Origin of the sequence: Chitinophaga sp. ARDCPP14 (genome assembly GCF_051362515.1) — a bacterium.
GTDB lineage: Bacteria > Bacteroidota > Bacteroidia > Chitinophagales > Chitinophagaceae > Chitinophaga.
Genome location: NZ_JBKIXB010000007.1, coordinates 48,589 through 73,285, shown reverse-complemented (window position 1 = coordinate 73,285; position 24,697 = coordinate 48,589). Strand labels below are relative to the sequence as shown.

Genomic DNA, 24,697 nt, shown 5'->3' with positions numbered 1-24,697 from the left:
TGTGATTAAGAACTCTATTAACATCATCCGGAAAACACTGATATCCCCTATCCACACTTTCCTGAAAGATAGTCGCGCGGTAGGAATTGTACTCATTGTATGCACCATCATATCAATGGTACTGGCTAACACTGGCGCCCATGAAGATTATATAGGATTCTGGAATACATTATTTGATCCCGCAGGCGGCCACCATTATCAATACGGGTCGTTGCACCTGCCCAATTCCTGGCTGTTATGGATAAACGACGGCATGATGGTGCTGTTCTTTTTCCTGGTAGGCATGGAAATAAAAAGAGAACTCACCGTAGGAGAATTATCTTCTGTACGCAAATCCATTTTGCCCGTACTGGCTGCCATCGGCGGAATGCTGTTTCCCGCACTGATCTTCGTCCTCTTTAATAAAAATACCGCCTATGCGCATGGCTGGGGTATTCCGATGGCCACCGACATTGCTTTTTCACTGGGCATTTTATCCCTGCTGGGCAGACGCGTACCGGTAGCACTCAAGATCTTCCTGATGGCGCTGGCCATCATCGATGACCTGGGCGCCATATTAACCATTGCCATCTTCTACACTCCGCACCTCGATGTAAAATATTTACTGATCGGTGGCGGCGTTTTACTCATACCACTGTTGCTGAACTTCCTGAAAGTACAACGCCTGATCTTTTATTACATTCCTGGTATTGTGCTCTGGTATTGCCTTTTCAATTCAGGCGTGCATGCCACTATTGCAGGCGTATTGCTGGCATTTTGTATTCCGCAGGAGCGTATAGCCGGACTGGTGCATAGTTTACATGACCCGGTGAATTTTATTATCATGCCTGTATTTGCGCTTGCCAATACCGCGATCCTGTTACCAATAGATATCAGCGCCGCGCTCCATAATAACATCAGTTATGGCATCATTGCCGGGCTGATATTGGGGAAACCACTGGGTATATTTACACTTTCCTTTGCTGCCGTAAAACTCAAACTGGCTTCCCTGCCTTCAAAATCGGGCTGGTTACAGCTTGCCGGCGTCGGACTTATTGCCGGTATTGGTTTTACCATGTCTATTTTCATTTCTTCACTGGCTTATCAAGAGAGGGAAATGCAGATTATAGCCATCATGTCAGTGATTGTTGCCTCTCTTGCAGCAGGTATCGCAGGATTCATTTTTCTACGCCTGATCAAACCGGTTGGCACTGTTCTTGCAAAGCAACCGTGAATTAATTTCGTCGTGTATATACTTTAGAGAACAAGCCAACGTTTCTGAACGTATATTTTTAAGTTTCATTCAAACAACACATCTATGAAAAAAGTCGTGTTACTTTTCAGCCTTATTGCTGTAATTGCGATCCAGGCAAACGCGCAGAAGAAAAAAAGCTATCAGAGCAGCGATCCATCCAACTACGAAACTGCACTGGGTATCCGCCTCAATCCGTGGGTAGTGGGCTTTACCATTAAGCACTTTATTACAGGTCCGCATGCCATCGAAGGACTGGTAACCACCAATCACTCACACAAAACAAATGTTACTTTTACCGGATTGTATGAATACAACTGGAACATAGGTATGCCTGAACTGAACATGTATGCCGGTGGTGGCGCGCACGTAGGTTTCTACGACCGTCGCGATTACGACTGGGACCGTTATGTGGAAAAAGGCAAGGGTACTTATGTGTCTCCCGGTCTGGATGCCATCATTGGTATCGAATATACTTTCAAGAAAATTCCTTTGAACATCAGTGCTGATCTGAAACCTTACGTACAGTTTGTTGGACCCACCAACTATCTTGGTGAGGAGATCGGCGGTGTGTCTGCCCGATATACTTTTTAATCCCGGCGACCACTTCATTACAAACGGATCATGAGGCAAGCATGGTCCGTTTTTTTATGTTCCTTATTTTGGAGTAATTTTAATGTTCAACTTTCCGACATGAAAATCTTCTCCGCTGCACAGATCAGGGAGGCAGATGCCTTCACCATCGCTCATGAACCCATCAGCAGTACACACCTGACGGAAAGGGCGGCCGGACAATGTGCAGCCTGGTTGGAAGATCATTATTCTCCCTCCCATCCTGTTTATATTTTTTGCGGAAAAGGAAATAACGGGGGAGATGGACTGGTCATTGCCCGTTTAATGCTCGGGCATGGCTACGAAGTACATACCGGCATATTGCAGCATAGCAGCAAGGCAAGCCCCGACCACGAACATCAGCTGCATATCCTGCAACAACAATACCCTGCCGGAACTTATACCATCGGCGATATATCCGACTTCCCGGAACTTCCTCCCAACGCTATTATCATTGACGCTATTTTTGGTACCGGTATGAGCCGGCCGGTAGACGGATGGGTAGCAGGTATTATACACCTTATCAACGACCAGCGCCACAAACATCCCATTATAGCCATAGATATGCCCTCCGGGCTGATGGCCGACGAAAGCAGTGTGCATAATCCCGTTGTACAGGCGCATACCACCCTGAGCTTCGAATTTTATAAACTGGCTTTCCTGTTACCCGAAAATGCACCCTACGCAGGAGATGTACATATTCTGCCGATCGGGCTGCACCCGGAGTATATAACGCAAACGCCTGCACGATATCACCTGTCCGATCGCGAAATGATGCGCACTATTTACCGGCCGCGTGATCCCTTCGCACATAAAGGCACCTACGGCCACGCATTACTCATTGCCGGCAGCTATGGGAAAATGGGCGCAGCAGTATTAAGTGCCCGCGCCTGTTTACGCGCCGGAGTGGGGCTGCTTACCTGTCATGTTCCCCAGTGCGGCACCCAGATCATGCAGATCAGCGAACCGGCGGCTATGTGCATCACTGATGAAGACGCCCACTACAGCACCCATTTTCATAAAGGAATCAGTTCCGCCGGTTACAAAGCCATCGGTATTGGTCCGGGTATCGATAAACAGCCCGGAACCGCCAAATCGCTCGAAGCGCTGATGGATGCCTGGCAACGCCCGATGGTGATAGACGCTGACGCCCTCAACCTGCTTTCCGTATATTCCTACCTGTTATACAAAGTGCCCAAAGGATCCCTGCTCACCCCACATCCGAAAGAATTTGAGCGGTTATTCGGCAAAACTGCCAATGATGTGGCGCGGCTGGAATTATTATCAAAAAAAGCGGTGGACCTGCAGCTGTATATTTTATTGAAAGGACGGTATACCGCGATTGCCTGTCCTGATGGCGCCGTATATTTTAACCACACCGGCAACCCCGGTATGGCTACCGGTGGCAGCGGGGATGTGCTCACGGGGATCTTAACCGGTTTGCTGGCGCAGGACTATACCCCCAAAGCCGCTATGCTGCTGGGCGTGTGGCTGCACGGTTATGCCGGCGATCTGGCAGCGGCGCAGCTCTCGCAGGAAGCCATGACCGCCTCCGATATTATCGCCTCACTGGGCAATGCCTTCCGGGAAGGCATCTGAGCGCTTTATTTTTTTTCGCCTGAAATACTTACCCATGGCCCATGTGTACAATAATTTTATTTACCGGGTACACAATTAATAATTTATGTTTTATATTCATTTGAATATTTTTTTTTGGAATCCTATTTTTTTTAATTACTAAACTTTTTTGTCAACCACGTAATTGTAAATTTCGCTTACATGAATATAGTTTACCTCGTTCCATGTTTTGGATTATTGGCTTTGTTGTATACGGCTGTTAAAAGCTCCTGGGTGACACGCCAGGATGCAGGAAACGACAAAATGAAAGAGATAGCCCAGCATATCGCTGAAGGCGCTATGGCATTTCTGAAAGCTGAGTATAAAGTCCTTATTTATTTTGTGATTATTGCCGCCCTGCTATTGGGATACATGGGAGCTACACATGAAAACTCCCACTGGTCCATCGCGCTGGCTTTCGTGATTGGCGCAGTGTTCTCTGCTACCGCAGGGTTCATAGGTATGAAGATAGCCACCAAAGCCAATGTGCGCACTGCGCATGCGGCACGTACCAGTCTTGCTAAAGCGCTGCAGGTGTCTTTTACCGGCGGTTCGGTAATGGGAATGGGTGTTGCCGGTTTGGCTGTTCTCGGATTGGGCTCCTTATTTATTATACTGAAATCATATTTCGGGGCGGAAGCGAATACTGCTGAAATGATCAAAACCATTGAAGTGCTCACTGGTTTTTCATTAGGCGCAGAAAGTATTGCCCTGTTTGCCCGTGTGGGTGGCGGTATTTACACCAAAGCAGCCGATGTGGGCGCCGACCTGGTAGGTAAAGTGGAAGCCGGCATCCCGGAAGACGATCCCCGGAACCCCGCCACCATTGCGGATAACGTAGGCGACAACGTAGGCGACGTAGCCGGTATGGGCGCCGACCTGTTCGGTTCTTATGTAGCCACCGTATTAGCCACCATGGTACTGGGTTCTGAAACCGTTTCCCATGATGCATTCGGCGGCATCGCTCCTATCCTGCTGCCAATGATCATAGCCGGTGCAGGTATCATTTTCTCCATGATCGGTACCCTGTTTGTACGCATCGGCGAAGGCTCCGGCCTGAATACCGGCGTGGTGCAAAAAGCGCTGAACATGGGAAACTGGGGTTCTATTATATTAACAGCCATTGTTTCCTACTTCCTGGTAAACTGGATCCTTCCGGAAAGTGCCATGACCTTACGCGGTCATGAATTCACCCGCGGACAGGTATTTGGCGCCATCATGGTAGGACTGGCCGTAGGTACACTGATCAGCATCATCACAGAATATTATACCGCGATGGGTAAACGTCCGGTAAAATCAATTATCCGTCAATCTGCTACCGGCGCCGCCACCAATATTATCGGTGGTTTGTCTGTTGGCATGGAATCCACTACCCTGCCCATCCTGGTGCTGGCTGCCGGTATTGCCGGTTCCTTCCACCTGGCGGGATTATACGGTGTGGCCATTGCCGCAGCCGGTATGATGGCTACCACCGCCATGCAGCTGGCTATCGACGCTTTCGGCCCTATTGCCGATAATGCCGGTGGTATTGCTGAAATGAGCGAGCTTCCAAAAGAAGTAAGAGAAAAAACAGATATCCTCGATGCAGTAGGTAACACCACCGCCGCTACCGGTAAGGGTTTTGCCATCGCCTCTGCTGCCTTAACCGCACTGGCGCTGTTTGCAGCCTTTGTTGGTGTAGCCGGTATCCAGGGTATCGACATTTATAAAGCGAATGTATTGGCAGGTTTGTTTGTGGGTGGGATGATCCCGTTCATCTTCTCCTCCCTGGCTATTGCGGCGGTAGGTCGTGCAGCTATGGCGATGGTAGAAGAAGTACGCCGCCAGTTCCGCGAAATCCCCGGCATCATGGAAGGTACCGGCAAACCGGAATACGATAAATGTGTGGCTATTTCCACGCAGGCATCCATCCGTGAAATGATGCTGCCTGGCGCGATCGCTCTGATTTCACCTTTACTGGTAGGCTTTATAGCCGGTCCGGAAGTATTGGGCGGATTCCTCGCCGGCGCTACAGTTAGCGGCGTGCTGATGGGAATTTTCCAGAACAACGCCGGTGGCGCCTGGGACAATGCAAAAAAATCTTTCGAGAAAGGCGTTGAAATCAATGGCGAAACCTATTACAAAAAGTCTGAGCCACATAAAGCATCCGTAACCGGTGATACCGTAGGTGATCCGTTCAAAGATACTTCCGGCCCAAGTATGAACATCCTCATCAAACTGATGTCTATTGTATCATTGGTGATTGCGCCCACGCTGGCCGAAATGTTTCATACCAAGCAGCCACCGGTTCCCCCTACTGTTAAAACAGAAACCGTACAGCCGGCGGCCAAAAAGGTGAGCAGTAAGGCAACGGCCTACCTCTTGGAAAAGAGATAGCGGAGGTTGTCTTTCTCAGGATTACGCTGATTTTACTGATTTAAAGGATTTTACTTTTTGGATTTTATAAAGGATTTGGGGAGATGTAAGCGGATATTTTTCGCTTGTATCTCCCTAAATTATTTATAAAATTATCTGAAAATAAAATCAAAGAAATCAGTAAAATCAGCCTAATCCTGAGAAAGACAAAATCCGCTTACATCTCCCCAAATCCTTTAAAATCCAACATGATCAAATCGCCTAAATCAGTAAAATCAGCGTAATCCTGAGAAGGACAAAATCCGCTTACATCTCCCCAAATCCTTTAAAATCCAACGTGATCAAATCCCCTGAATCAGTATAATCAGCGTAATCCTGAGAAAGACAAAATCCGCTTGGTAATTAAAATATCTTCCCTATCTTTGTACTGTAATTATTTTTATTACAGATCAGAGGATCTGTTTTTTTATCCTCTAAACTGTAATATTTTTTCTAACAATTAGAACAATCAGCACGGGCAGGCTGTATTATTTAGTCACTACAAAAAAATTAACATCATGAAAGTTGCCATCATCGGAGCATCCGGATTTATAGGATCAGCCATTTTAAATGAAGCGCTGAACAGAGGACATGAAGTAACGGCCATCGTTCGTCACCCGGAAAAGATAACCGTTACCAACGCACATCTTACTGTAAAGAAAGGAGACGCCACCAACGAAGCAGAAATCACTCCGCTGCTGGCCGGCAATGAAGCTGTGATCAGCGCTTACAGCGCCCACGACTCCGCTACTTACATAAAGGCTATCAATGCCATTATTAATGCTACCAAAAAATCCGGTATCAAAAGACTGATCGCTGTTAGTGGTGCAGGCAGCCTGGAAATAGCCCCTGGCATACAATTGCTGGATACCCCCGAATTCCCCGCAGAGTGGAAAGGCGGCGCCACTGCCACCCGCGACGCATTCAATGTGATTAAACAGTCCACAGACCTCGACTGGACCGTAATAAGCCCGGCTATGATGATAGAACCAGGTGAACGTACCGGTAAATTCCGTTTGGGTACCAACCAGGTAGTGTTCAACGACAAAGGAGAGAGTAAAATTTCTTCAGCCGACTACGCAGTAGCCTTACTGGATGAACTGGAACAACCAAAACATATCAAACAACGCTTTACACTGGCGTATTAAATAAAAAAGGACAGGAGCAACCGTTGGTTGCTCCTGTCCTTTTTTATTTAACCCCTGACTTTCCCGGGACTCACCCCGAATTTCTTACGGAAAGCAGTACTGAAGTGCTGGGGAGACGAATATCCGGCCTGCTCTGCGATGAGCGCCATGGGCAAATCTCCGCCCAATATCAGCTTCCTGGCCAGCTCCAGGCGGTGGTCGTTCAAATAACCAAATACCGTATTATCAAAAATGGCTTTAAAGCCTGATTTCAACTTAAACTCATTCAACCCTGCTTTGCGCGATAACTCCTCCAGGCTCAACGGCTCCTGGATATGCTGCAATACCAGGTCCCTCGCATAATACAGCTTCTCTACATCCTGTGGAGTGATTTTATTACGCAAAGGCGTACCGGACGATTGCGCCACTTCCATCTGCTCACATTGCAGGGCAAGCAGCTCCATGGCTTTCGACTGCAAGAACAGCTTTTTCAAGCCTCCCTGGAATTTGCACTGCCGCACTTCCTCCATCGCCATACGCATACGCGGGGTAATCCGGGGATTATACTTATCGGCCAGCGTCACGGATTTATTCCCTGCCACATTATTGGCCAGCTGATCCAGCACGCGCCCATTGTTTTCCGCCAACTCCAGGAACCGCGCCGGCGTAAAGCTCATACCCAAAAAGAGAATGTCCCGCTGCTTCTTTACGCCCACAGTCTCCAGTTGCTCGGGACTAAACATGAGATTATGTTCCTGTGTGGAAAACCTGAAATTGTCCGAAATCCCCCCAAGGGTAGTAGTAATGTCTCCCTGCTCCATGAATAACATCATGACACGGGGCTCCATAAAATCTGAAGAAACATGGATATTTTCATACACCTCCGCCTTGCAACAGGCAATACTGGTGCCCTCGAAATTATATTCGTGCACAGTTGCGGAGCCAAAATCCTTATGCAGTTCCTGGGTTTCTTCAATCATTCCCCTGGAACGGATCTTATGGTAATCGTAAGGAATTTCTTCCACTAGCAATACCTGGTTGGCATCATCTGTAATAACTACGCCCATAAAAAAATCCGTTTCGTATAATTGATAATCCGTCTCGTGTAACAGCTATATGGGATAACAGTAGCAAATTTGCATAAAAATATTCCGAATCAAAAAAAATTATCATCTATGTTGGGAATATTCCGTACCAATATTACAACTGTTCAGGATAGAAACAATGTTATTGACGCCATTTCAGCACAATTTACCGTAAATGCCTGTAGCGTAGACCTGGAAGACTGTGACAAAGTATTACGTATTGTAAGCCCTCAATCACTAGCAGAACAAACAATTATAGATTTTGTAACCCGGCTCGGGTTTAACTGTGCCATCCTGGACTGACAGGGCTTCGTATTTTATTGAAAAAGGAAGGCCGGGGCCTTCCTTTTTTCGTTAAATCATGTTGTAACACAATTATGATTTAAAAAAATAATTTATCGCCGTAGGGGTATCATATTTTTGCGACGTCTTATATGCATGCTACAAAAATGCAACAGACATTATATAAAACTGCATCTGACTTTTATGAAAACTAAGGTAACCATGTTGCTGTCTCTGCTCATTTTAATCCTCGCAGGACAATCAACAACCGCACAGCAGCAACGATATACCGTGAGCGGCTATGTAAAAGATAAGAAGAACGGGGAAAGCCTGGTAGGCATCTCTATTGGTAAAAGCGGCACCAGTCTGGGTACGGTGAGCAACCAATACGGATTTTACTCCCTCACGCTTCCGGCCGGAGAACATGAACTGCAGTTCTCCTACATGGGCTACGGTACCTATAAAACAACTGTTAACCTGAAAAAGAACGTAACGCTCGACGTAAGCATGGAAGCCACCAGCAGCCAGCTGAACGTAGTTACCGTTAACGGCCAGAAACAGGAAAGGACCGTCAATACCCTGAATACCAGCATCAATAAACTGGATATACAGCAAATGAAAAAGATGCCCACCTTCATGGGTGAGGTAGATGTGCTGCGGGCCATTCAAACCCTCCCCGGTGTGAACACCGTGGGTGAAGGCGCTTCCGGCTTTAACGTACGCGGTGGTAACAGCGACGAAAACCTCATTCTCCTGGATGAAGCACCTGTATACAACTCCACCCACATGCTCGGCTTCTTCTCTGTATTCAACCCCGACGCCGTTAAAAGTCTCAACCTGATCAAAGGCGGTTTTCCCGCTGAATACGGTGGCAGAACCTCTTCTGTACTGGATATCCGTATGAAAGACGGTAACAACCAGGACTTCAACGTAAACGGCGGTATTGGTAACATTTTCAGCCGTTTGTCGGTAGAAGGCCCGCTGGTAAAGGATAAATCTTCCTTTATAGTGGCTGCCAGAAGATCTTATATAGATATCCTGATGAAACCTTTTGTAAAAGGTGATATGAAAGATACCAAGCTCAATTTCTACGATCTCACCGCTAAAGCCAACTACAAGTTCAATAAAAATAACTCCCTGTTTGTAAGCGGTTATTTCGGCAGGGACGTTTTTGGTTTTGGAAAAGACATCAACATGAACTGGGGCAACAGTACCGCCACCGTAAGATGGAACCATGTATTCACCAACCGCCTGTTCATGAACTTTACTACTTATTATAGTAAGTATGATTATAGCCTGAAGTTCAGCAACGACTCAAAGAAAGCAAACGGGGAAGAATCACAGGGTTACGACTGGACATCCAACATCATTAACTACGGCGTAAAACCTTCCTTTACCTACTACATCAATGCCGCTAACAGCCTGCACTTCGGGGTACAGGGGATCTATTATACCTTTAAACCAGGCACAGGTACCAGCACAGAAGGTGCACTGCAACACGTTAAACAAATCAACGATCAGCACGCACTGGAATCAGCCGTATACCTGGATCACGAGTTTAAACCCACAAAGAAATTTGGTATCCAGTACGGTGGCCGCTTATCAGCCTATCAATTCATCGGTAAAGGAACTGCTTATTATTTTGCAGATACAACACCTGGCATACGCAAAAGATTGATCAGCAGCAAAGACTTCGACGCCAATGACCGGATCAAAGGCTACTATTACTTTGAACCCAGGATCAGCGCCCGGTACGCGTTCACAGACCAACACGCTGTGAAGCTGGCCTATAGCAGAACTACACAGTTCATGCACCAACTGTCTAATACCGCATCCCCTACTCCCCTGGATATCTGGACGCCCAGCACCAACAATATTAAACCAATGGTGTCTGACCAGTACACTGCGGGCTACTTCTACAATGCGCCTAATGACGCCTACGAACTGTCTGCCGAAGTGTTTTATAAGACAACAGACAACCAGCTGGATTATATCGACAATGCTAACCTGCAGCTGAACCCGCTCATCGAAGCAGATCTGTTGCCTTCACAGGGACGCGCATACGGACTGGAACTTTACGTGAAAAAAGATATCGGCAAAACTACCGGTTGGGTAAGCTACACCCTGTCACGCACAGAAAGGAAAACCATCGGCATCAGTATGGATGAATGGTTCCTGAACCGCTACGACCGCACCCACAACCTAAACCTGGTGTTAACGCATACTTTCACCAAACGTACTTCCCTGTCGGCCAACTGGGTGTTCGCCTCCGGCACACCAGGCACCTTCGCCGACAACAGGTTGGAATTCCAGGACTGGGACATTCCTTACAACAGTACAGAGAAACGCAATAACTACCGCCTGCCAGCGTATCACAGACTGGATTTGTCTATGACACTGAAAGGCAAACAGCTGAAACGCTGGAAAGGAGAATGGGTGTTCTCACTGTATAATGTATATGCCCGCAGAAATGCTTACACCATTTACTTTAAGCAAAACGACGATGATCCTACCAAACGGGAAGCAGTACGCATGTCTATCATAGGCTCTATCATTCCTGGTATCACATATAACTTCAAGTTCTAATTGTCCAAAATTCAAGATCAGATGAAAAAGTCATTATTCCTCATATTGTTTGCTGTTGCTGCGGGTTTTACGGCCTGCGAAGACAAGATCGACCTGGACATTGCGAAAGGAAAATCCTATCCGGTACTGGATGCGTGGATTACCAATGAAACCGGTATACAAACCATTAAGTTCACCATGTCGGTACCTTATACAGATAACAGCCCGGCGCCCATCATCGACGATGCAAAGATCACCCTGTTTGACCTGACCAGCGGCGAGTCTTATCCATTCCTGTTCAAAGACAACAAATACACCTACGATGCCTCTACCAAAGCTATCGGCATTATAGGCCATGGATACAAGCTGCATGTGGAGCTGAAAGGTGAAATATTTGAAGCGTTCGACAGTATCAAAAGAGTTACCACGGTAGATTCCATCTCTTATGAATTCAAAACAAAAGAAGAATCTATCAGCGGCAAAGAAGGCTACTATGCCAAGTTCCACGCCAGGGACCTGTCTGGTGCAACAGACTATTACTGGATCCGCTCTTACCGCAATGATACACTGAAGCGCCTGGAAGATAACTTCTCCATTGATGGTTCCTATGATGAAGGCGTTTCCGATGGCAACACTTTCATTTTACCGATAAGAGAAGGTATTACAGATTACGATAAACCTTTCCAGGCAAATGAAAAGGCCATTGTAAGAATGCTTTCCCTTACCCACCCCAGCTACGATTTCCTTACCCAGGTAAATAACCAGGTAAATTCCGGCGGATTGTTTGCCAAAGTATTGGAAAACGTAAAAAGCAATGTACATAACACCACCCCTTCCGGTAAAACGAGGATCCTGGGCTGGTTTGGTACATCTGCTGTAAGCCGCGCAGAGAGAACATTTAAATAGTGCCTGTTTTTTAAATATTATAATGCAGCGGGGAAGCTTTTTCTCCGCTGCATTTTTGCTTTAGTTACCGGGAAGCCCCGCAAAAATTCGTTAACTTCCGTAACAGAAAGTTACCACATATGCCTCCCGACCTGATAACATATGCCATTCCCGGATTTGTGCTGCTGATACTGCTGGAAATCATTTTCACAGCGATCGACAAAAAGAACATGTACGAACCGAAAGATGCGCTCAGCAGCATTGCGATGGGCCTCGGTAATGTGTTCATCGGGATCTTCACCAAAGCCGTTATTTTCGGCATCTATCTTTTTCTTTACCAGTTCCGGCTGTTTACCCTGGGCTTTACCTGGTGGGCATGGGTATTATGTTTTTTTGCAGATGATTTCAGTTACTACTGGTTTCATCGGAGCAGTCATAATATCCGTTTTTTCTGGGCCTCACATGTCATCCATCATTCGTCTGAAAAATACAACCTCGCCACGGCCGTGCGCCAAACATGGACCGGCAACTTAACCGGCACCTTTACTTTCTGGCTCTGGATGCCGCTCCTTGGGTTCCATCCGGTAATGATAATGAGTATGCAGGCGATCAGCCTGATCTACCAGTTCTGGATTCATACAGAGGTGATCCATAAATTACCGGCGCCTATAGAGTATATATTCAATACCCCCTCTCATCACCGCGTGCATCATGGCTCCGACGTCGATTACCTGGACCGGAACCATGCAGGCATCCTCATTATCTGGGATCGCATGTTTGGTACCTTCACCCCGGAAAAGCGGCGACCGGTATATGGCCTCACCAAAAATATACACACCTATAATCCCTTCCGTATTGCCACCCATGAATGGCTGGATATCTGGCGGGATGTGCGGTATGCCCACTCCTTACGCGAAGCAGTGCATTATATTTTTGACGCACCTGGCTGGAGCGCGGATGGCAGCCGGAAAACCACGCGGCAGCTGCGACGTGGGGAGACCTGAGCGGAGGTTGTCTTTTTCGCTGATTACGCTGATTATACTGATTTGCTTGATTTTGCTTTTAGGATTTTTTAAAGGATTTAGGGAGATAAAAGCGGATATATTCGCTGATCTCTTCCCAAATCCTTTAAAATCAAAAAGTGATCAAATCCTTAAAATCAGTATAATCAGCGTAATCAGCGAAAAAGACAACCTCCGCGACAACCTCCGCGAAAAAAAATTCCGCCCGATATTTTGCAATTACGAAAACTATCGTACATTTGTTTACGAAGATATTCGTACAACAATCATCATCATCCATAAATCATTGCTTTGAAACAGATCCGGCCTACAGAAAGTGAATTGGAAATTTTGGGCGTTCTTTGGGAAAAAGGCCCCAGCACCGTTCGTGAGATACATGAGATCTTATCTCAAACGAAAGATGCCGGCTACACCACTACCCTCAAACTGATGCAGATTATGCATGAAAAAGAGCTGTTGCAGCGCGATACCAGCAGCAAAACTCATGTATACACTGCCGCCATTTCACAGCAGAAAACACAGCAACAATTACTGGACAAAATGATAGATACCGTTTTTGGCGGTTCCGCTTCACAACTGGTAATGCAGGCCCTCGGCCACCATCAGTCGTCTGGAGAAGAACTGGAAAAGATCCGGCAATATCTTACTACAATAGAAAAACAACAAAAGGAAAACAGGTAAATCTAGTACTATGAATGTATTACCTATTACGGGCGACTTTGTACGCGCCCTGGGTTGGACAATCCTTCATTCCATGTGGCAGGCGTTCTTCATTTACGCATGTTTACGGATAGTATTAAAACTCTGGCCCCAGGCCGGCGCACGGATAAAATACAACCTGTCGCTGCTCTCCCTCTCGGGCATTTTTACCTGGTTTCTCGCAACGCTGTATATGCATGTACAACGGCTGCAGGAAGCAAGAGAAGCAGTACAACACTTCAGTGGCACCCTTACCTTACAGGAGCCGGTTCATCTTACCGCCGTGTATCCGAGCCAGGACCCGCTGATATGGCTGTTTCCCAACCTTGAGCTTTGTTTTCCTTTCGTGGTAACACTATATATTGCGGGCATGACCGGCATGATCATTAAACTGCTGTCCGATCTGTTTCAACTCCGTAAAATCCGCACAACCCGCATAGAGCCAATGGGCGACGCATGGGATAAACACCTGGATAAACTCGCTGCAAGATTGCAGATTCCCCGTAAGGTGAAACTGCTTATCTCCAGGCATGTACAGGTGCCTGTGATGCTGGGATTTATAAAGCCCCTCATCCTCTTACCGGTGGCAATGGTGAATAACCTAACGGAAGCCCAGCTGGAAGCAGTGCTGCTGCACGAACTGGCCCATATCAAACGCAATGATTATCTGTTGAATATCTTCCAATCAATTGTTGAAACAATTCTCTTCTTTAATCCTTTTGTATGGCTGATTTCAAAAATCATCCGTATGGAAAGGGAACATTGCTGCGATGACCTGGTAATAGCCAGCACCGCCCAACCACTGCAATATGCGCACGCACTGGTAGCGTTGGAGGAATACCGCCTTACCGCCAACCGGCTTACCATGGCTGCTGCAGACAGTAAACAACATCTGTTTCACCGCATTAAACGCATCATGGAAATGAAAACTAAACATCTTAATTATAGCCAGAAATTTTTAGCCGTACTCATCATCGCTACCGGTCTTATATCCATCGCATGGCTCAACCCTGCTAAAGGAAAAGATCAGAACGACCAGCAACAACCGGCAAAAGTAAAGACCGTAAAAGACAGCACCCCGCAGAAAAAACTGGCTGCCCTTGAACCGGATGAAACGACCCGCAAATTCCGTGAACAACTGGAATCTGCTACCACCGACACCGTTCTGCCGGCGCCCCCACCACCAACACCTGCTCCTGCCCCTGAACCAGTAACTGCTCCTGTGCCGGCGCCACTACCACCGGTAGCACCACTGGCGCCATTAAAAGGCGATCTGTCGGTAGATGTTTCAGATATCCAGGTAACAGACCAGAGCAACGTTTCCACCAATGTAAATACACAGGTAAACGTAAATAAGAATAATAAACACACTGCAACAACCAACAAAGCGCAGGCATTTAATTACAATTATAAATTCGACTACCAGTTCAACAAAGACGAAGTGCGCCAGCAAATTAAAGAAGCGCAAAAAAGCGTCCAGCAGGCCATGCAGCAGCTGAACCAGGTGGATATGAAAAAAGTACAGGCAGATATAGCCGAAGCCACCAAAAATATCAAATGGGACGAAGTATCTGCTGAAGCCCGTAAAGCCCAGGAAGAAAGCGTAAAAGCCCTGAAAAATATCGATTGGAGCAAAATCAGCGCGGCCCAGAAAGAAGCCGCTGAAGCCCTGAACAGCATTGATTTTGCAGCACTCAACAAAAATCTGCAAGCTGCATACGCCAGCGTAAACACAAAGGAATTTTATGATAAGATAAGCAAGGAAACAAAGGCTGGTCTTAAAGCAGCCAGCCTGGCAACACAAAATGCTACCTCCTCTCTGGAAGAAGTCCGCAGAAACAGGGCAGAAGCGCTCGCTAATGCTGCCAGGGTGCGGGAAAATATCGCCCGTGACAGAGAAAATGCCAAAAGAACCCTGGAAGGGGAAATGAGAGCGAAAGAAGGCGCTGAAAGAGCCAGAGAAGGTGAAAGAAGAGCAAAAGAAGGTGCAGAAAGAGCGAAGGAAGGAGAAAAAAGAGCGAAGGAAGGAGAAAAAAGAGCCGCCTTTTATAAAGAAATGATCTCCCAAATGGAGGCTGACAAGCTGCTCGATGCCCAAAAAGGCTACAAGATTGAAAAAAATGAAAACGGGCTATTCATCAATGATGTTAAACAACCCGACAATGTGGCCGCCAAATACCAGAAATACCTGCAAACAAAACGGCTTACCATAAAAGGTTCTGCAAACTCATATCATTCCGATATACAAAACTGATTTACTGCCATTCTATTGCAGATTGCATCCGTACCATTACCGTTCATACGGTAATGGTATTTTTTATTATACGGGTTCACTTATCTTTAGGTTAATAATTTAATGAGATCGTATATGAAAGCATTTTGTTTAACCCTTGCCCTGTTCACCGCCTTCGCAGCGGGTGCACAGGAAAAGGGCGTTGTAATCAGCAATCTGGAAAATGGTAAAATCAATGCAGCCACCCCGGTTAAAAATCAGGGCATGACTGGCACCTGCTGGTCATTCTCCTCTACTTCCATGGTAGAATCGGAGTGTTTACGCAAAGGACTGCCTGAACTGGATCTCTCTGAAATGTTTACCGCCCGCAATATTTATATCGAAAAAGCCAAAAACTATGTGCGCCGACAGGGCTTCGCCCGTTTCGATGAAGGCGGCCTGGCCCACGATGTAATCCATTCCATTGCCGCTTACGGCATAGAACCGGAAAGCGTTTACAGCGGGTTAAAAGGCAATGCCACCGTTCACAACCACTCAGAAATGGTGGTAGCCATGAAAAAATACCTCGACAGTATCATCAAAGTATCCCCTGTGCCGGATAACTGGATATCACAATTCACCGGTATCCTCGATCAGTATATGGGAGCGCCGCCGGCCACCTTTGACTATAATGGTAAAACATATACCCCGCAAAGCTTTGCGAAGGAAGTGGTAAAATTTAATGAAGACGACTATGTTTTCCTGACTTCCTTTACACACCATCCTTTTTACAAACCTTTCATCATTGAAGTACCAGACAACTTCTCCAATGGCGCCTATTATAATGTGCCCGTAAAAGAACTGACCGGTATTACCGAGGCTGCCCTTCAAAAAGGCTACACCGTGTTATGGGATGCAGATGTAAGTAACCGCGGGTTCGCCAGTAGCAAAGGCTTTGCGCTGCTCACCTCACCGGAAATCACGCTGAAAAAAGATAGTATCGATCCTGATATGACTGAACCCGCTTATACACAGGACTCACGTCAAAAGCTATATGAAGAGCTGATTACACAGGATGATCACCTGATGCACATTACGGGGATCGAAAAATCGCCAAAGGGTAAAACGTTCTTCCTGGTAAAAAATTCATGGGGTAAAAACTCCAGTCCGTTTGGTGGCTATGTAAATGTATCCGAGGCTTACTTCGCTGTAAATACCATCACCATCGTTGTTCCAAAAGCCGCACTGGATAAATCTTTCCAAAAGAAATACACCAGTACCAACTAAATATGCATGACAAAAGCGCAAAGAAATTTTCACGGTTGTATTCAGTTGCGTTGCCCCGTAAAATTTCTTTGCGCCTGTTGTCTGCCGGTCACGGATAGCTTTATCTGCGATTGATTGGCATAGGTAACGAAGCACCTGCTGTTACCGGACCAGGGATTTATGAATAAAGGATAGTAAACCCTTTGATATGTTGTACATCACCATCGGTGATTTCCAGTTCCTTCACTGCAGCCATAGCAGGCCCAGACCTGCACCATGCAATAAAGTCTTCCATTTCTTCCGCCGTTCCCTCTGCCAGTATCCACACACTTCCGTCCAGCAGATTTTTAACTTGCCCGTGTATATGCATTGAATCGGCTACACGCTTTGCATTAGCTCTGAATCCTACTCCCTGCACACGGCCCTTCACAATAATTTCTTTGTGTACAACTGTTCTGGTTGCCATAAATTTATAACGATTTACCCTGTAATGGTCTTCTTCGGATGGGGTTATATCACATGAATACAGCTCCCACTCAAAACATACTAAATATTCGTCAAAGATACAAACAACCGGAAAACTAATTACAGGCAGGGACCTTCAGGGCATACCAGAAAAAGAAGAATTGGTTATACAAACAACTATCTGAACCAGGATTTACCGGATTTATGGATACGCAGCAACCTATGAAAATGTGTGCCTACGGATCAAATAACTACCGCAATTCCACAGCCAACCTGTGACAGCAGGCGAAAAACTGCAATAGCAACAGTACGAAAGGATGGTTAACTTGAGGGTAACAAACATTGATGAAAATTGATATAGGGGATAACAAATTATTTTATCCGTAACATCTTCACCAATCCTGCAAATCTACCATCCGGTAATTCCTGCATCAGATTATAGTGTACTACTTACGCAGCAGCATAATTAAACAATGAACCTACCATGTGCTCAATATCTCCAAAGACAAAGTCTTTCACCCGCTCATACTTACCACCGGACGCTGGCCTTTTCAGCAGGCTAAAACAATGACAGTTAAAGCTACGTACAAAAATCTGCTGCGCCAGCAATGGCATAATCATATTTACCTCCGCATCCTGCAAGCCTCTCGCCAGCATAATATGCGGCTTGAATGTTTGTGGCTTCAACTCAAAAGTTTGCATAATACTGCGGTGCAAATCGATCAATGGCTTGGGGTTAGCGACATTAATGAAAACACTGTTGTGCCCGTCCGCATGCCTCAGGGCATCAATCTTTGCCGTATAGATGGCAAAACCAGCCTGTTTACGCGCTACCTCTTCCAGCATATCGACAAAGTCGTCCTGGAAACGTTCAGGAAAAGCAGACCTGAACAAGGCCACATGAACCGGTGCGGCAGACATCATCGTATCGCTTAACTCAGTTGCTACAAACTGACGGATACGGGTCACATCTTTCGCAACCAATGCATCCGGATTCACTACCACTAAATAATCAAATACCTCTTCCGAAATTTCATAATTCGTATTCATAACCTGATATTTTAATTCTCCCTGTTAGAATGACAATACGAATATACAACCTTTTTTCAGAAATACTAATATTTTTAGCATTATTTACTAAAAAAATACGCAGCCTTTATAACTGCGTATTTCTCAATTACTTAAGATAACTTTTCAATAATCGCCACAAAGTCGGCTGCCACCAGGGAAGCGCCGCCAATCAAACCACCGTCTACATCCGGGCTGGCAAACAGTTCTGCCGCATTTCCCGGCTTCGCGCTACCACCATATAAAATAGAAGTATGCAAGGCTGCCTCACGGCCAAATTTATTAGCAATCTGCGAACGGATAAAAGCATGCATGTCCTGCGCCTGTCCAGAACTGGCTGTTAAACCGGTACCGATGGCCCAGATAGGCTCGTAAGCAATCACCACATTCTTCAGCTGCTCCTCTGTAAGATGAAACAAACTTTCTTCCAGCTGCTTGGCCACATAGGCATTCTGCGTTTCTGCCTGTCTTATTTCCAGCGGTTCGCCACAGCAGAAAATAGGCTTTAAACCGTTAGCCAGCACCTGGTCTATCTTCTTAGCCAGCATAGCATTGCTTTCCTGGAAATATTCCCTTCTTTCAGAGTGACCCAGAATAACATAATCAACACCTATTGATTGCAGCATTTCCGCAGATACCTCACCGGTATAAGCACCGGATTTTTCACTGTAACAGTTCTGTGCCGCCACATAAAAACCAGGATAGCTTTTCAGTAACGATTTCGCTTTCTGCAAATAAGGAAACGGGGTAGCCACAATTACTTCCTGTCCCTCTTTCAGCTTCAGTCCTGCCTGCAGGATATCGTTGATCAGCTGCTCACCCTGTGCCAGCGTAAGGTTCATTTTCCAGTTACCTGCAACAATTTTCTTTCTCATACTGTGATATTAAGTTTTAAGGTCTTTCTGATTTATTTGTGCATATAATGCTTCCAATACCTGCTTATCCTTTTCCGTAAGCTCCTTCCCCTTCAAAGCCATCCAGTTACCGGCATCCTTCACAGCCTCCGCCAAACGGTAGGCGCCCTGGTCCCCCCAACTGAATGAACCCACAAATTTGGGCGGAAAATGCCCGCCAAACACGTTGCACGACACCCCGATCACAGTACCGGTATTCAGCATGGTATTAATACCGCACCTGCTGTAATCTCCCATCAGCAATCCACATTTTATACCTGCAGATACCGCCTCACCCTGCGTCTCCATCCATACTTTCACCTCAGACACATTATTCTTCAGGTTGGAACCGGAAGTATTGGCTCCCAGGTTACACCATTCCCCTATCACCGCATCGCCCAGGTAACCGTCATGGCCTTTGTTGGAATAACCAAACATCACACTGTTCTTGATCTCACCCCCACCTGTACAATACGGGCCTAATGTTGTAGCGCCATATATTTTACTCCCCATTTTCAATACAGCTCCCTCTCCCATTGCAAAGGGCCCCCTGATCATACAGCCTTCCATCACTTCCGCATCCTTCCCTATATAAATCGGGCCGGTAGCAGCGTTCAGTATACTGTACTCTACCTTCGCGCCTGGTTCCACGAAAATGTCCGTATGATTGATCTGTTGATTGGTGTGTGATAAGATAACAGATTTCCTGCCTGCTGTAAGCAGCTGATAATCTGCCCTGATTGCTTTATCGTTGAGCGCAAAGATATCCCAAGGCTTATAAATTCCCATTACTTCCCCCGGATAATTTTTCCTGGCGCCCGGAGCCAGCAAAGAAGCGCCATCCCCTTGTACCACTTTAGCCAGTAACTGGTTGTCTTTATACAACTCCTCTTCCGGTTGTAACTCAAGAATAGCAGCTACCAGCCCGGCGTCCGGCAGTATATGTCCACTCAGTAAGATGTTAACGGTTTGGTTGTCTTTGTACAACAGGGAGAATTTGTCCTGCAGATGCGGTACGGTGAAATGACTAGTACCCGTACCCAGCCAGTGCTCCCACTTCTCCTGTATAGTGAGTATCCCTACTCTGCAGGCTGCAATGGGTCTTGTATGCGTAAAGGGGTATAACAGTTCACGTACGGGCGTGTCAAAAAGAATATAGTTACGCTCCATAGGGGGCTAAAATAGAAAATCCCATCGATAAGCCGATGGGATTCTTCTAAAAAAATATTTTACTTAGAAACTATGCTTTCTTAGCGTAGCGTTTGTTGAATTTGTCAATACGTCCTGCAGTATCCACCAACACATTCTTACCAGTATAAAAAGGGTGAGAAGTATTGGAAATTTCCAACTTAATCAACGGATACTCATTACCATCTTCCCACTTTGCAGTTTCTTTGGAAGGAGCGGTAGAGCGGCTTAAAAAGCTCTCGCCGTTTGACATATCTTTAAATATCACAAATCTGTAACTTTCTGGATGGATTCCCTGTTTCATATCAAAATTATTGTAAATACAGGGTGCAAAGTTAACTAATTTTCTTTAACACCCAAAGATTATTCGTAAAAAAATCAGGATTTCATGTTAATATACTGCAAAGGTATACCCAGGTTGGATTCCTTCGCCTTTTGTATAACCTCCTGTAAGTCATCAATCTTCTTCCCTGTTACCCGTATAATATCATCCATAATGGCTGCCTGCACCTTTAAACCAGCATCCTTGATCATCTTCACTATCTTCTTGGCATCTTCCTGCTTAATACCATTACGTACAGGTATTTCTTTCTTAAATACCTTCCCGCTCTGGTAAGGCTCCTTGCTCAGGTCGTAAATACTGGCGTCCAGCCCCTGGCGCATGGTCCTGCTTACCAGCACATCCAGTACCTGGCCCAGCTTCATATCGCTTTCTACCTCTATATTCAGCACCAGTTCTTTCTTATTCAGCTCAATCTCCACATGTGAACCCTTGAAATCAAACCTGTTGGTGATCTCTTTCTTCACCGTGTTAATAGCATTATCCAGTGTCTGTAAATCTACTTTGCTAACAATATCAAAGGATGGCATAACTTAAAATTTTATATTCGAACAACAAATATAAAAAAGAAAAAGCAGGTAGAGAACTACCTGCTCGTTATATACTCTAAATCTAACTTGTTATTATATCTTGCTGATCTTACCCATTCCGGATACAGACTGGGTAACATTCGGTTCTCCTTTATATTTTACCTTTCCCATCCCGGAAATACCTATCTCCAGTTTCTTCTGCACAAATACATCTGCCTTACCGGTACCGGAAATACCAATCTTTGCATCATCAGTAGCCAGATCCAGCGCTGAAATATCAGCGGAACCTGAAATACCATAATCAGCCTTGTCTGTATTGCCCTTCAGGACAATATTACTGGCCCCGGAAACACCTACCTTCAGTTCATGGGTACGGATGTCCAGATCAGCACCAGCCGCGCCACTGAACCTCAGCTGGATGCGGTCGCTGGTAAGCTTTCCCTTGCTCGTAAAACCACCGGCGCCGCTGGCCGACAACTTATCTACCTTCTGCAGCGTGATGTATACTTTGATTTCTTTGGTAGGCTGAATGTTATACCCCTTCTTGGTATGGATCGTTAACTCGTCGCCGGCGATATCTGTCTGGATATAAGGCAGCAGGTTATCTTCTGCCTCTACCCGGATACTGTGGGTATTTCCCTGTTCTATAATCACCTTATACACACCGGAAGTGCTGATATCTGTAAACGCAGACGCATTCCGGGATTCTTCTTTCACATTCCCGTTTCCCGTTATTCTTTGATCGCTCTGATGCGAAAAGGAAACAAGTACACTGGCAGTAAGCAACAATGGCAAAGCAACCAGGAAGTAAGCAGCAATTCGTTTCATAGTGTAGTATTATTTTAAAAAGATTTTAGAATGGCGTTCTGATCTGTTTAATATGTACCCAGGTTTACATCGGTGTTTACACCGCGTATTTTTATATAGGGAGATGAATCATTTCCTCCCCCCGCATGTGCAGAATAACGCAGGGTCGAATTCGTTTTATTGGACACTACATTCTTCAGCTCCAGCCCGCCGGTATCCAGATCCCCGTTTACCAGGTTTGCTTCTATCGACAATGGCTGCCTCGCTCCAAAACGGATATCCAGATCTGAATAGGTGAGTTGAAAATCTGCCTGCTTGAATCCACTGCCCACTTTCTCTATCTTCACATCCCCATACGTCATGTTCAAATCAATAGACTGCTGCAGTTCCTTTAACCGCACATCTGAATAAGTACCCCGGCCAGACACTGTACCCACTGCATCTATTTTATAATCATCGTAGTTGGAAGAAATTTTCAGGTTGCCCACCCGGCTAAACACATACTCACTGTAATTGGAATTGGCATTCAGTGATTCCAGTTGCCCGCCCCGGAGGGCAGAATAATTCCCCTTCACCGTTACATTACCCGCTTTGCCCACCTTGCCCTTATCACAATAATTTATTTTGAAGAGAAGGTCCTGCGCCTCGCGGATATCAAAGGTGCAATAGTTCATTTCCAGCGTCACAGGAAAACTAAATTTATCCGCAATCACATCGCCAAACTGGTTCTTCACCAGTAAATTCTGCAGGCTTTGCGGAATATAAATATCGTAGTCAATATTCACGTAGTCTTTGGAATCCATTTTCCCTCCCCATGAAAACCAACCGGAATTGTTTTTCGACGGGCTGTAATAAGTGTTCAGCGACACGCCGTTATTACTCTGGTTGGTGTTCACTTCCACCATTTCTGCAATGGCTTTGGCCTGTTCATCATTCTTACCGAAACCGGTAACAGTGATGGTGGCTTTGATTTCATTTTTGTTCGATGTGTGAAAAATGATTTTGCCGTACTTATTGGAAAGGTTCAACGTGGCGTTATCATTTACAGTAAACTCCTTTACAATAGTTCTTTTATAAGCCGTAGCTCCATTGTGGGCCTGCGCCAGTAATGGCAGCAGCAGGAATAACAAGCATTTAAATTTCAGCTTCATAATGTTTTTTTGTTTGACCGGGAGCTACATGTTTATTGTGCAACTCTTCCAAAATTTTATCCAACAGATCCAGCTTCAGCTGGTAATAGCGGACCATAGCAGCGCGGATTCTTTCATTGCCCGGATTATTTTTTAATTCTTTCTCCAGTGCTTTATAAGTATCGTTGCGAAGTTCCAGTTCCTTACGGGCAGCGCTATCCAGCCCCAGCGCTGAATCGGGATAGGCATCAATCAACTGCAGTTTTTCGTTTATGCGCGACGTATAGTAAACGCCCGCTTCCTGGATGTCAGGCGCTAACACGGCAAGTTCCTGCTGCTGCGGCTGACGGTTTTTGGTGAAGTAAAACAGCGCGCCGGCATTGGCCAGCAAAACTGCGATCACGGCTGCTTTAAACCAGTTTTTCTGTAAAAGGGAAATCACCTTTCCTTTGCGCCTGCCCGTCAGCTCCTGCTCCAGTGCGCTCCAAACCCTCGGTGAAGGGCCCTGTTCCTCAAATTCGTCCCGGTGCTGGCGGATAAAACCTTCAAAATTGTCTGGCATTAACGAGTTACATTTTGCTGTTTTACAATTTGTCTTACTTTCTCCTTTGCACGCATATACTGCGTTTTCACAGTGGATTCGGTGATACCCAGCATCTCTGCTATTTCCCGGTGCGAATACTCTTCAAAAAGATAGAGATTCAATACGGTACGGTAACCCTGTGGTAAACTATGAATGGCAGACTTTACTGCGGCTACGGTCCAGGTAAACTGGGCCTCATCAATCCCCTCTTCAGTCAATACTTCCACTTCATCCACGTCTTCAAAATACACCTTCTTTTTACGCAGTGTATTCAAACAATGATTTACCACAATCCGCTTGATCCAGGCACTGATACTGGCCTCACGCTCCAGCTTATGAATGCTTTTATGCACCTGGATAAAAGCCTCCTGCAAAGTGTCTTCCGCATCACTCACATTATTGGTCATACGCAGGCAAATGTTGTACATCGCAGCCGAATAGGCTTCGTACAATTCACGAAATGCACGGACATCTCCTTTTTTGCAGCGTTCTACTATATATGCTGCGAGTGGCGTCTGATTCAAGTTAGTGGCTGATGCTTTCATTATAAAGACAGTAATTGTAAAAAAGGTTGCATGATGCTGACGGGGAAATTTCCGGTTTGGTGAGACTTTGTCCGTTTAATTACCAGCAAAAATTTGTTATCTGATTAATTATTAATTATTTATAGAGAATGGATGAAAGTGATATCCGGTA

Annotated in this window: 23 protein-coding genes; 12 read left to right on the top strand and 11 right to left on the bottom strand. The window is 45.8% G+C overall.

Annotated features, from left to right (window positions below):
• The first annotated feature begins 1 nt into the window (after nt 1).
• The 5 genes from nhaA (at nt 2) to ACLHR0_RS19785 (ending at nt 7,002) form a co-directional block, all read left to right on the top strand.
• Complete coding sequence (gene nhaA / locus ACLHR0_RS19805) at nt 2-1,213, top strand: Na+/H+ antiporter NhaA (protein WP_436488922.1); 1,212 nt, start codon at nt 2-4, stop codon at nt 1,211-1,213.
• Between the two features lie 84 nt (nt 1,214-1,297).
• Nucleotides 1,298-1,825 carry a hypothetical protein gene (locus tag ACLHR0_RS19800; RefSeq protein WP_370907906.1) on the top strand — a complete coding sequence of 176 codons (528 nt, stop codon included), beginning with the start codon at nt 1,298-1,300 and terminating at the stop codon, nt 1,823-1,825.
• 99 nt (nt 1,826-1,924) lie between these two features.
• Nucleotides 1,925-3,442 (top strand): NAD(P)H-hydrate dehydratase, encoded by a 1,518-nt coding sequence (locus tag ACLHR0_RS19795; protein ID WP_436488919.1) that lies wholly within the window; start codon nt 1,925-1,927, stop codon nt 3,440-3,442.
• 180 nt (nt 3,443-3,622) lie between these two features.
• On the top strand, nt 3,623-5,836 hold the full coding sequence (locus ACLHR0_RS19790) for a sodium-translocating pyrophosphatase (RefSeq protein ID WP_370907908.1): 2,214 nt from the start codon (nt 3,623-3,625) through the stop codon (nt 5,834-5,836).
• A 536-nt stretch (nt 5,837-6,372) separates the two neighbouring features.
• A complete protein-coding gene (locus tag ACLHR0_RS19785; protein ID WP_436488917.1) occupies nt 6,373-7,002 on the top strand; it encodes an NAD(P)-dependent oxidoreductase in 630 nt (209 codons plus the stop codon).
• Between the two features lie 47 nt (nt 7,003-7,049).
• Here ACLHR0_RS19785 and ACLHR0_RS19780 read toward each other — a convergent pair whose 3' ends face one another.
• On the bottom strand, nt 7,050-8,048 hold the full coding sequence (locus tag ACLHR0_RS19780) for a helix-turn-helix transcriptional regulator (RefSeq protein ID WP_436488915.1): 999 nt from the start codon (nt 8,046-8,048) through the stop codon (nt 7,050-7,052).
• A gap of 108 nt (nt 8,049-8,156) precedes the next feature.
• Between ACLHR0_RS19780 and ACLHR0_RS19775 the strand changes: the two genes are divergently transcribed.
• The 7 genes from ACLHR0_RS19775 to ACLHR0_RS19745 all read left to right on the top strand — a co-directional run bounded on the left by ACLHR0_RS19775 (nt 8,157) and on the right by ACLHR0_RS19745 (nt 17,018).
• Nucleotides 8,157-8,369, top strand: coding sequence for a hypothetical protein (locus ACLHR0_RS19775; protein ID WP_079473379.1), 213 nt, complete (start codon nt 8,157-8,159; stop codon nt 8,367-8,369).
• Between the two features lie 183 nt (nt 8,370-8,552).
• Nucleotides 8,553-10,934, top strand: a complete 2,382-nt coding sequence (locus ACLHR0_RS19770; RefSeq protein ID WP_370907911.1) for a TonB-dependent receptor — start codon at nt 8,553-8,555, stop codon at nt 10,932-10,934.
• A gap of 21 nt (nt 10,935-10,955) precedes the next feature.
• A complete protein-coding gene (locus ACLHR0_RS19765; protein ID WP_429050369.1) occupies nt 10,956-11,819 on the top strand; it encodes a DUF4249 domain-containing protein in 864 nt (287 codons plus the stop codon).
• 119 nt (nt 11,820-11,938) lie between these two features.
• Nucleotides 11,939-12,802 carry a sterol desaturase family protein gene (locus ACLHR0_RS19760; protein WP_436488913.1) on the top strand — a complete coding sequence of 288 codons (864 nt, stop codon included), beginning with the start codon at nt 11,939-11,941 and terminating at the stop codon, nt 12,800-12,802.
• Between the two features lie 309 nt (nt 12,803-13,111).
• Entirely contained in the window at nt 13,112-13,501 is a 390-nt protein-coding gene (locus ACLHR0_RS19755; protein WP_370907914.1) for a BlaI/MecI/CopY family transcriptional regulator, read from the top strand.
• Nucleotides 13,502-13,511: 10 nt separating this feature from the next.
• Complete coding sequence (locus ACLHR0_RS19750; RefSeq protein ID WP_436488911.1) at nt 13,512-15,773, top strand: M56 family metallopeptidase; 2,262 nt, start codon at nt 13,512-13,514, stop codon at nt 15,771-15,773.
• A 114-nt stretch (nt 15,774-15,887) separates the two neighbouring features.
• Nucleotides 15,888-17,018: a C1 family peptidase gene (locus tag ACLHR0_RS19745; RefSeq protein WP_436488909.1), complete on the top strand. Its 1,131-nt coding sequence runs from the start codon at nt 15,888-15,890 to the stop codon at nt 17,016-17,018.
• Nucleotides 17,019-17,175: 157 nt separating this feature from the next.
• On the opposite strand, the gene ACLHR0_RS19740 is transcribed toward ACLHR0_RS19745, so the two are convergent.
• The 10 genes from ACLHR0_RS19740 to ACLHR0_RS19695 all read right to left on the bottom strand — a co-directional run bounded on the left by ACLHR0_RS19740 (nt 17,176) and on the right by ACLHR0_RS19695 (nt 24,546).
• Nucleotides 17,176-17,463 (bottom strand): acylphosphatase, encoded by a 288-nt coding sequence (locus ACLHR0_RS19740; RefSeq protein ID WP_370907917.1) that lies wholly within the window; start codon nt 17,461-17,463, stop codon nt 17,176-17,178.
• Nucleotides 17,464-17,912: 449 nt separating this feature from the next.
• Nucleotides 17,913-18,512 carry a 2'-5' RNA ligase family protein gene (locus ACLHR0_RS19735; protein ID WP_079473373.1) on the bottom strand — a complete coding sequence of 200 codons (600 nt, stop codon included), beginning with the start codon at nt 18,510-18,512 and terminating at the stop codon, nt 17,913-17,915.
• A gap of 131 nt (nt 18,513-18,643) precedes the next feature.
• The gene (gene tpiA, locus ACLHR0_RS19730; RefSeq protein ID WP_436488907.1) at nt 18,644-19,405 is read right to left on the bottom strand and encodes a triose-phosphate isomerase; all 762 of its coding nucleotides are present in this window, start codon (nt 19,403-19,405) and stop codon (nt 18,644-18,646) included.
• Between the two features lie 9 nt (nt 19,406-19,414).
• Complete coding sequence (locus ACLHR0_RS19725) at nt 19,415-20,593, bottom strand: putative sugar nucleotidyl transferase (protein ID WP_436488905.1); 1,179 nt, start codon at nt 20,591-20,593, stop codon at nt 19,415-19,417.
• A gap of 70 nt (nt 20,594-20,663) precedes the next feature.
• Nucleotides 20,664-20,915, bottom strand: a complete 252-nt coding sequence (locus ACLHR0_RS19720; RefSeq protein WP_079473370.1) for a type B 50S ribosomal protein L31 — start codon at nt 20,913-20,915, stop codon at nt 20,664-20,666.
• Between the two features lie 74 nt (nt 20,916-20,989).
• Nucleotides 20,990-21,481: a YajQ family cyclic di-GMP-binding protein gene (locus ACLHR0_RS19715; protein ID WP_370907920.1), complete on the bottom strand. Its 492-nt coding sequence runs from the start codon at nt 21,479-21,481 to the stop codon at nt 20,990-20,992.
• A 93-nt stretch (nt 21,482-21,574) separates the two neighbouring features.
• Nucleotides 21,575-22,309: a head GIN domain-containing protein gene (locus ACLHR0_RS19710; RefSeq protein WP_429050374.1), complete on the bottom strand. Its 735-nt coding sequence runs from the start codon at nt 22,307-22,309 to the stop codon at nt 21,575-21,577.
• A 47-nt stretch (nt 22,310-22,356) separates the two neighbouring features.
• The gene (locus ACLHR0_RS19705; RefSeq protein WP_436488902.1) at nt 22,357-23,439 is read right to left on the bottom strand and encodes a hypothetical protein; all 1,083 of its coding nucleotides are present in this window, start codon (nt 23,437-23,439) and stop codon (nt 22,357-22,359) included.
• Nucleotides 23,423-23,980 carry a hypothetical protein gene (locus tag ACLHR0_RS19700; RefSeq protein WP_370907923.1) on the bottom strand — a complete coding sequence of 186 codons (558 nt, stop codon included), beginning with the start codon at nt 23,978-23,980 and terminating at the stop codon, nt 23,423-23,425. Before ACLHR0_RS19700 ends, ACLHR0_RS19705 begins: the two co-directional genes overlap by 17 nt.
• Nucleotides 23,980-24,546 carry an RNA polymerase sigma factor gene (locus tag ACLHR0_RS19695; RefSeq protein WP_370907924.1) on the bottom strand — a complete coding sequence of 189 codons (567 nt, stop codon included), beginning with the start codon at nt 24,544-24,546 and terminating at the stop codon, nt 23,980-23,982. Before ACLHR0_RS19695 ends, ACLHR0_RS19700 begins: the two co-directional genes overlap by 1 nt.
• Nucleotides 24,547-24,697: the final 151 nt, after the last annotated feature.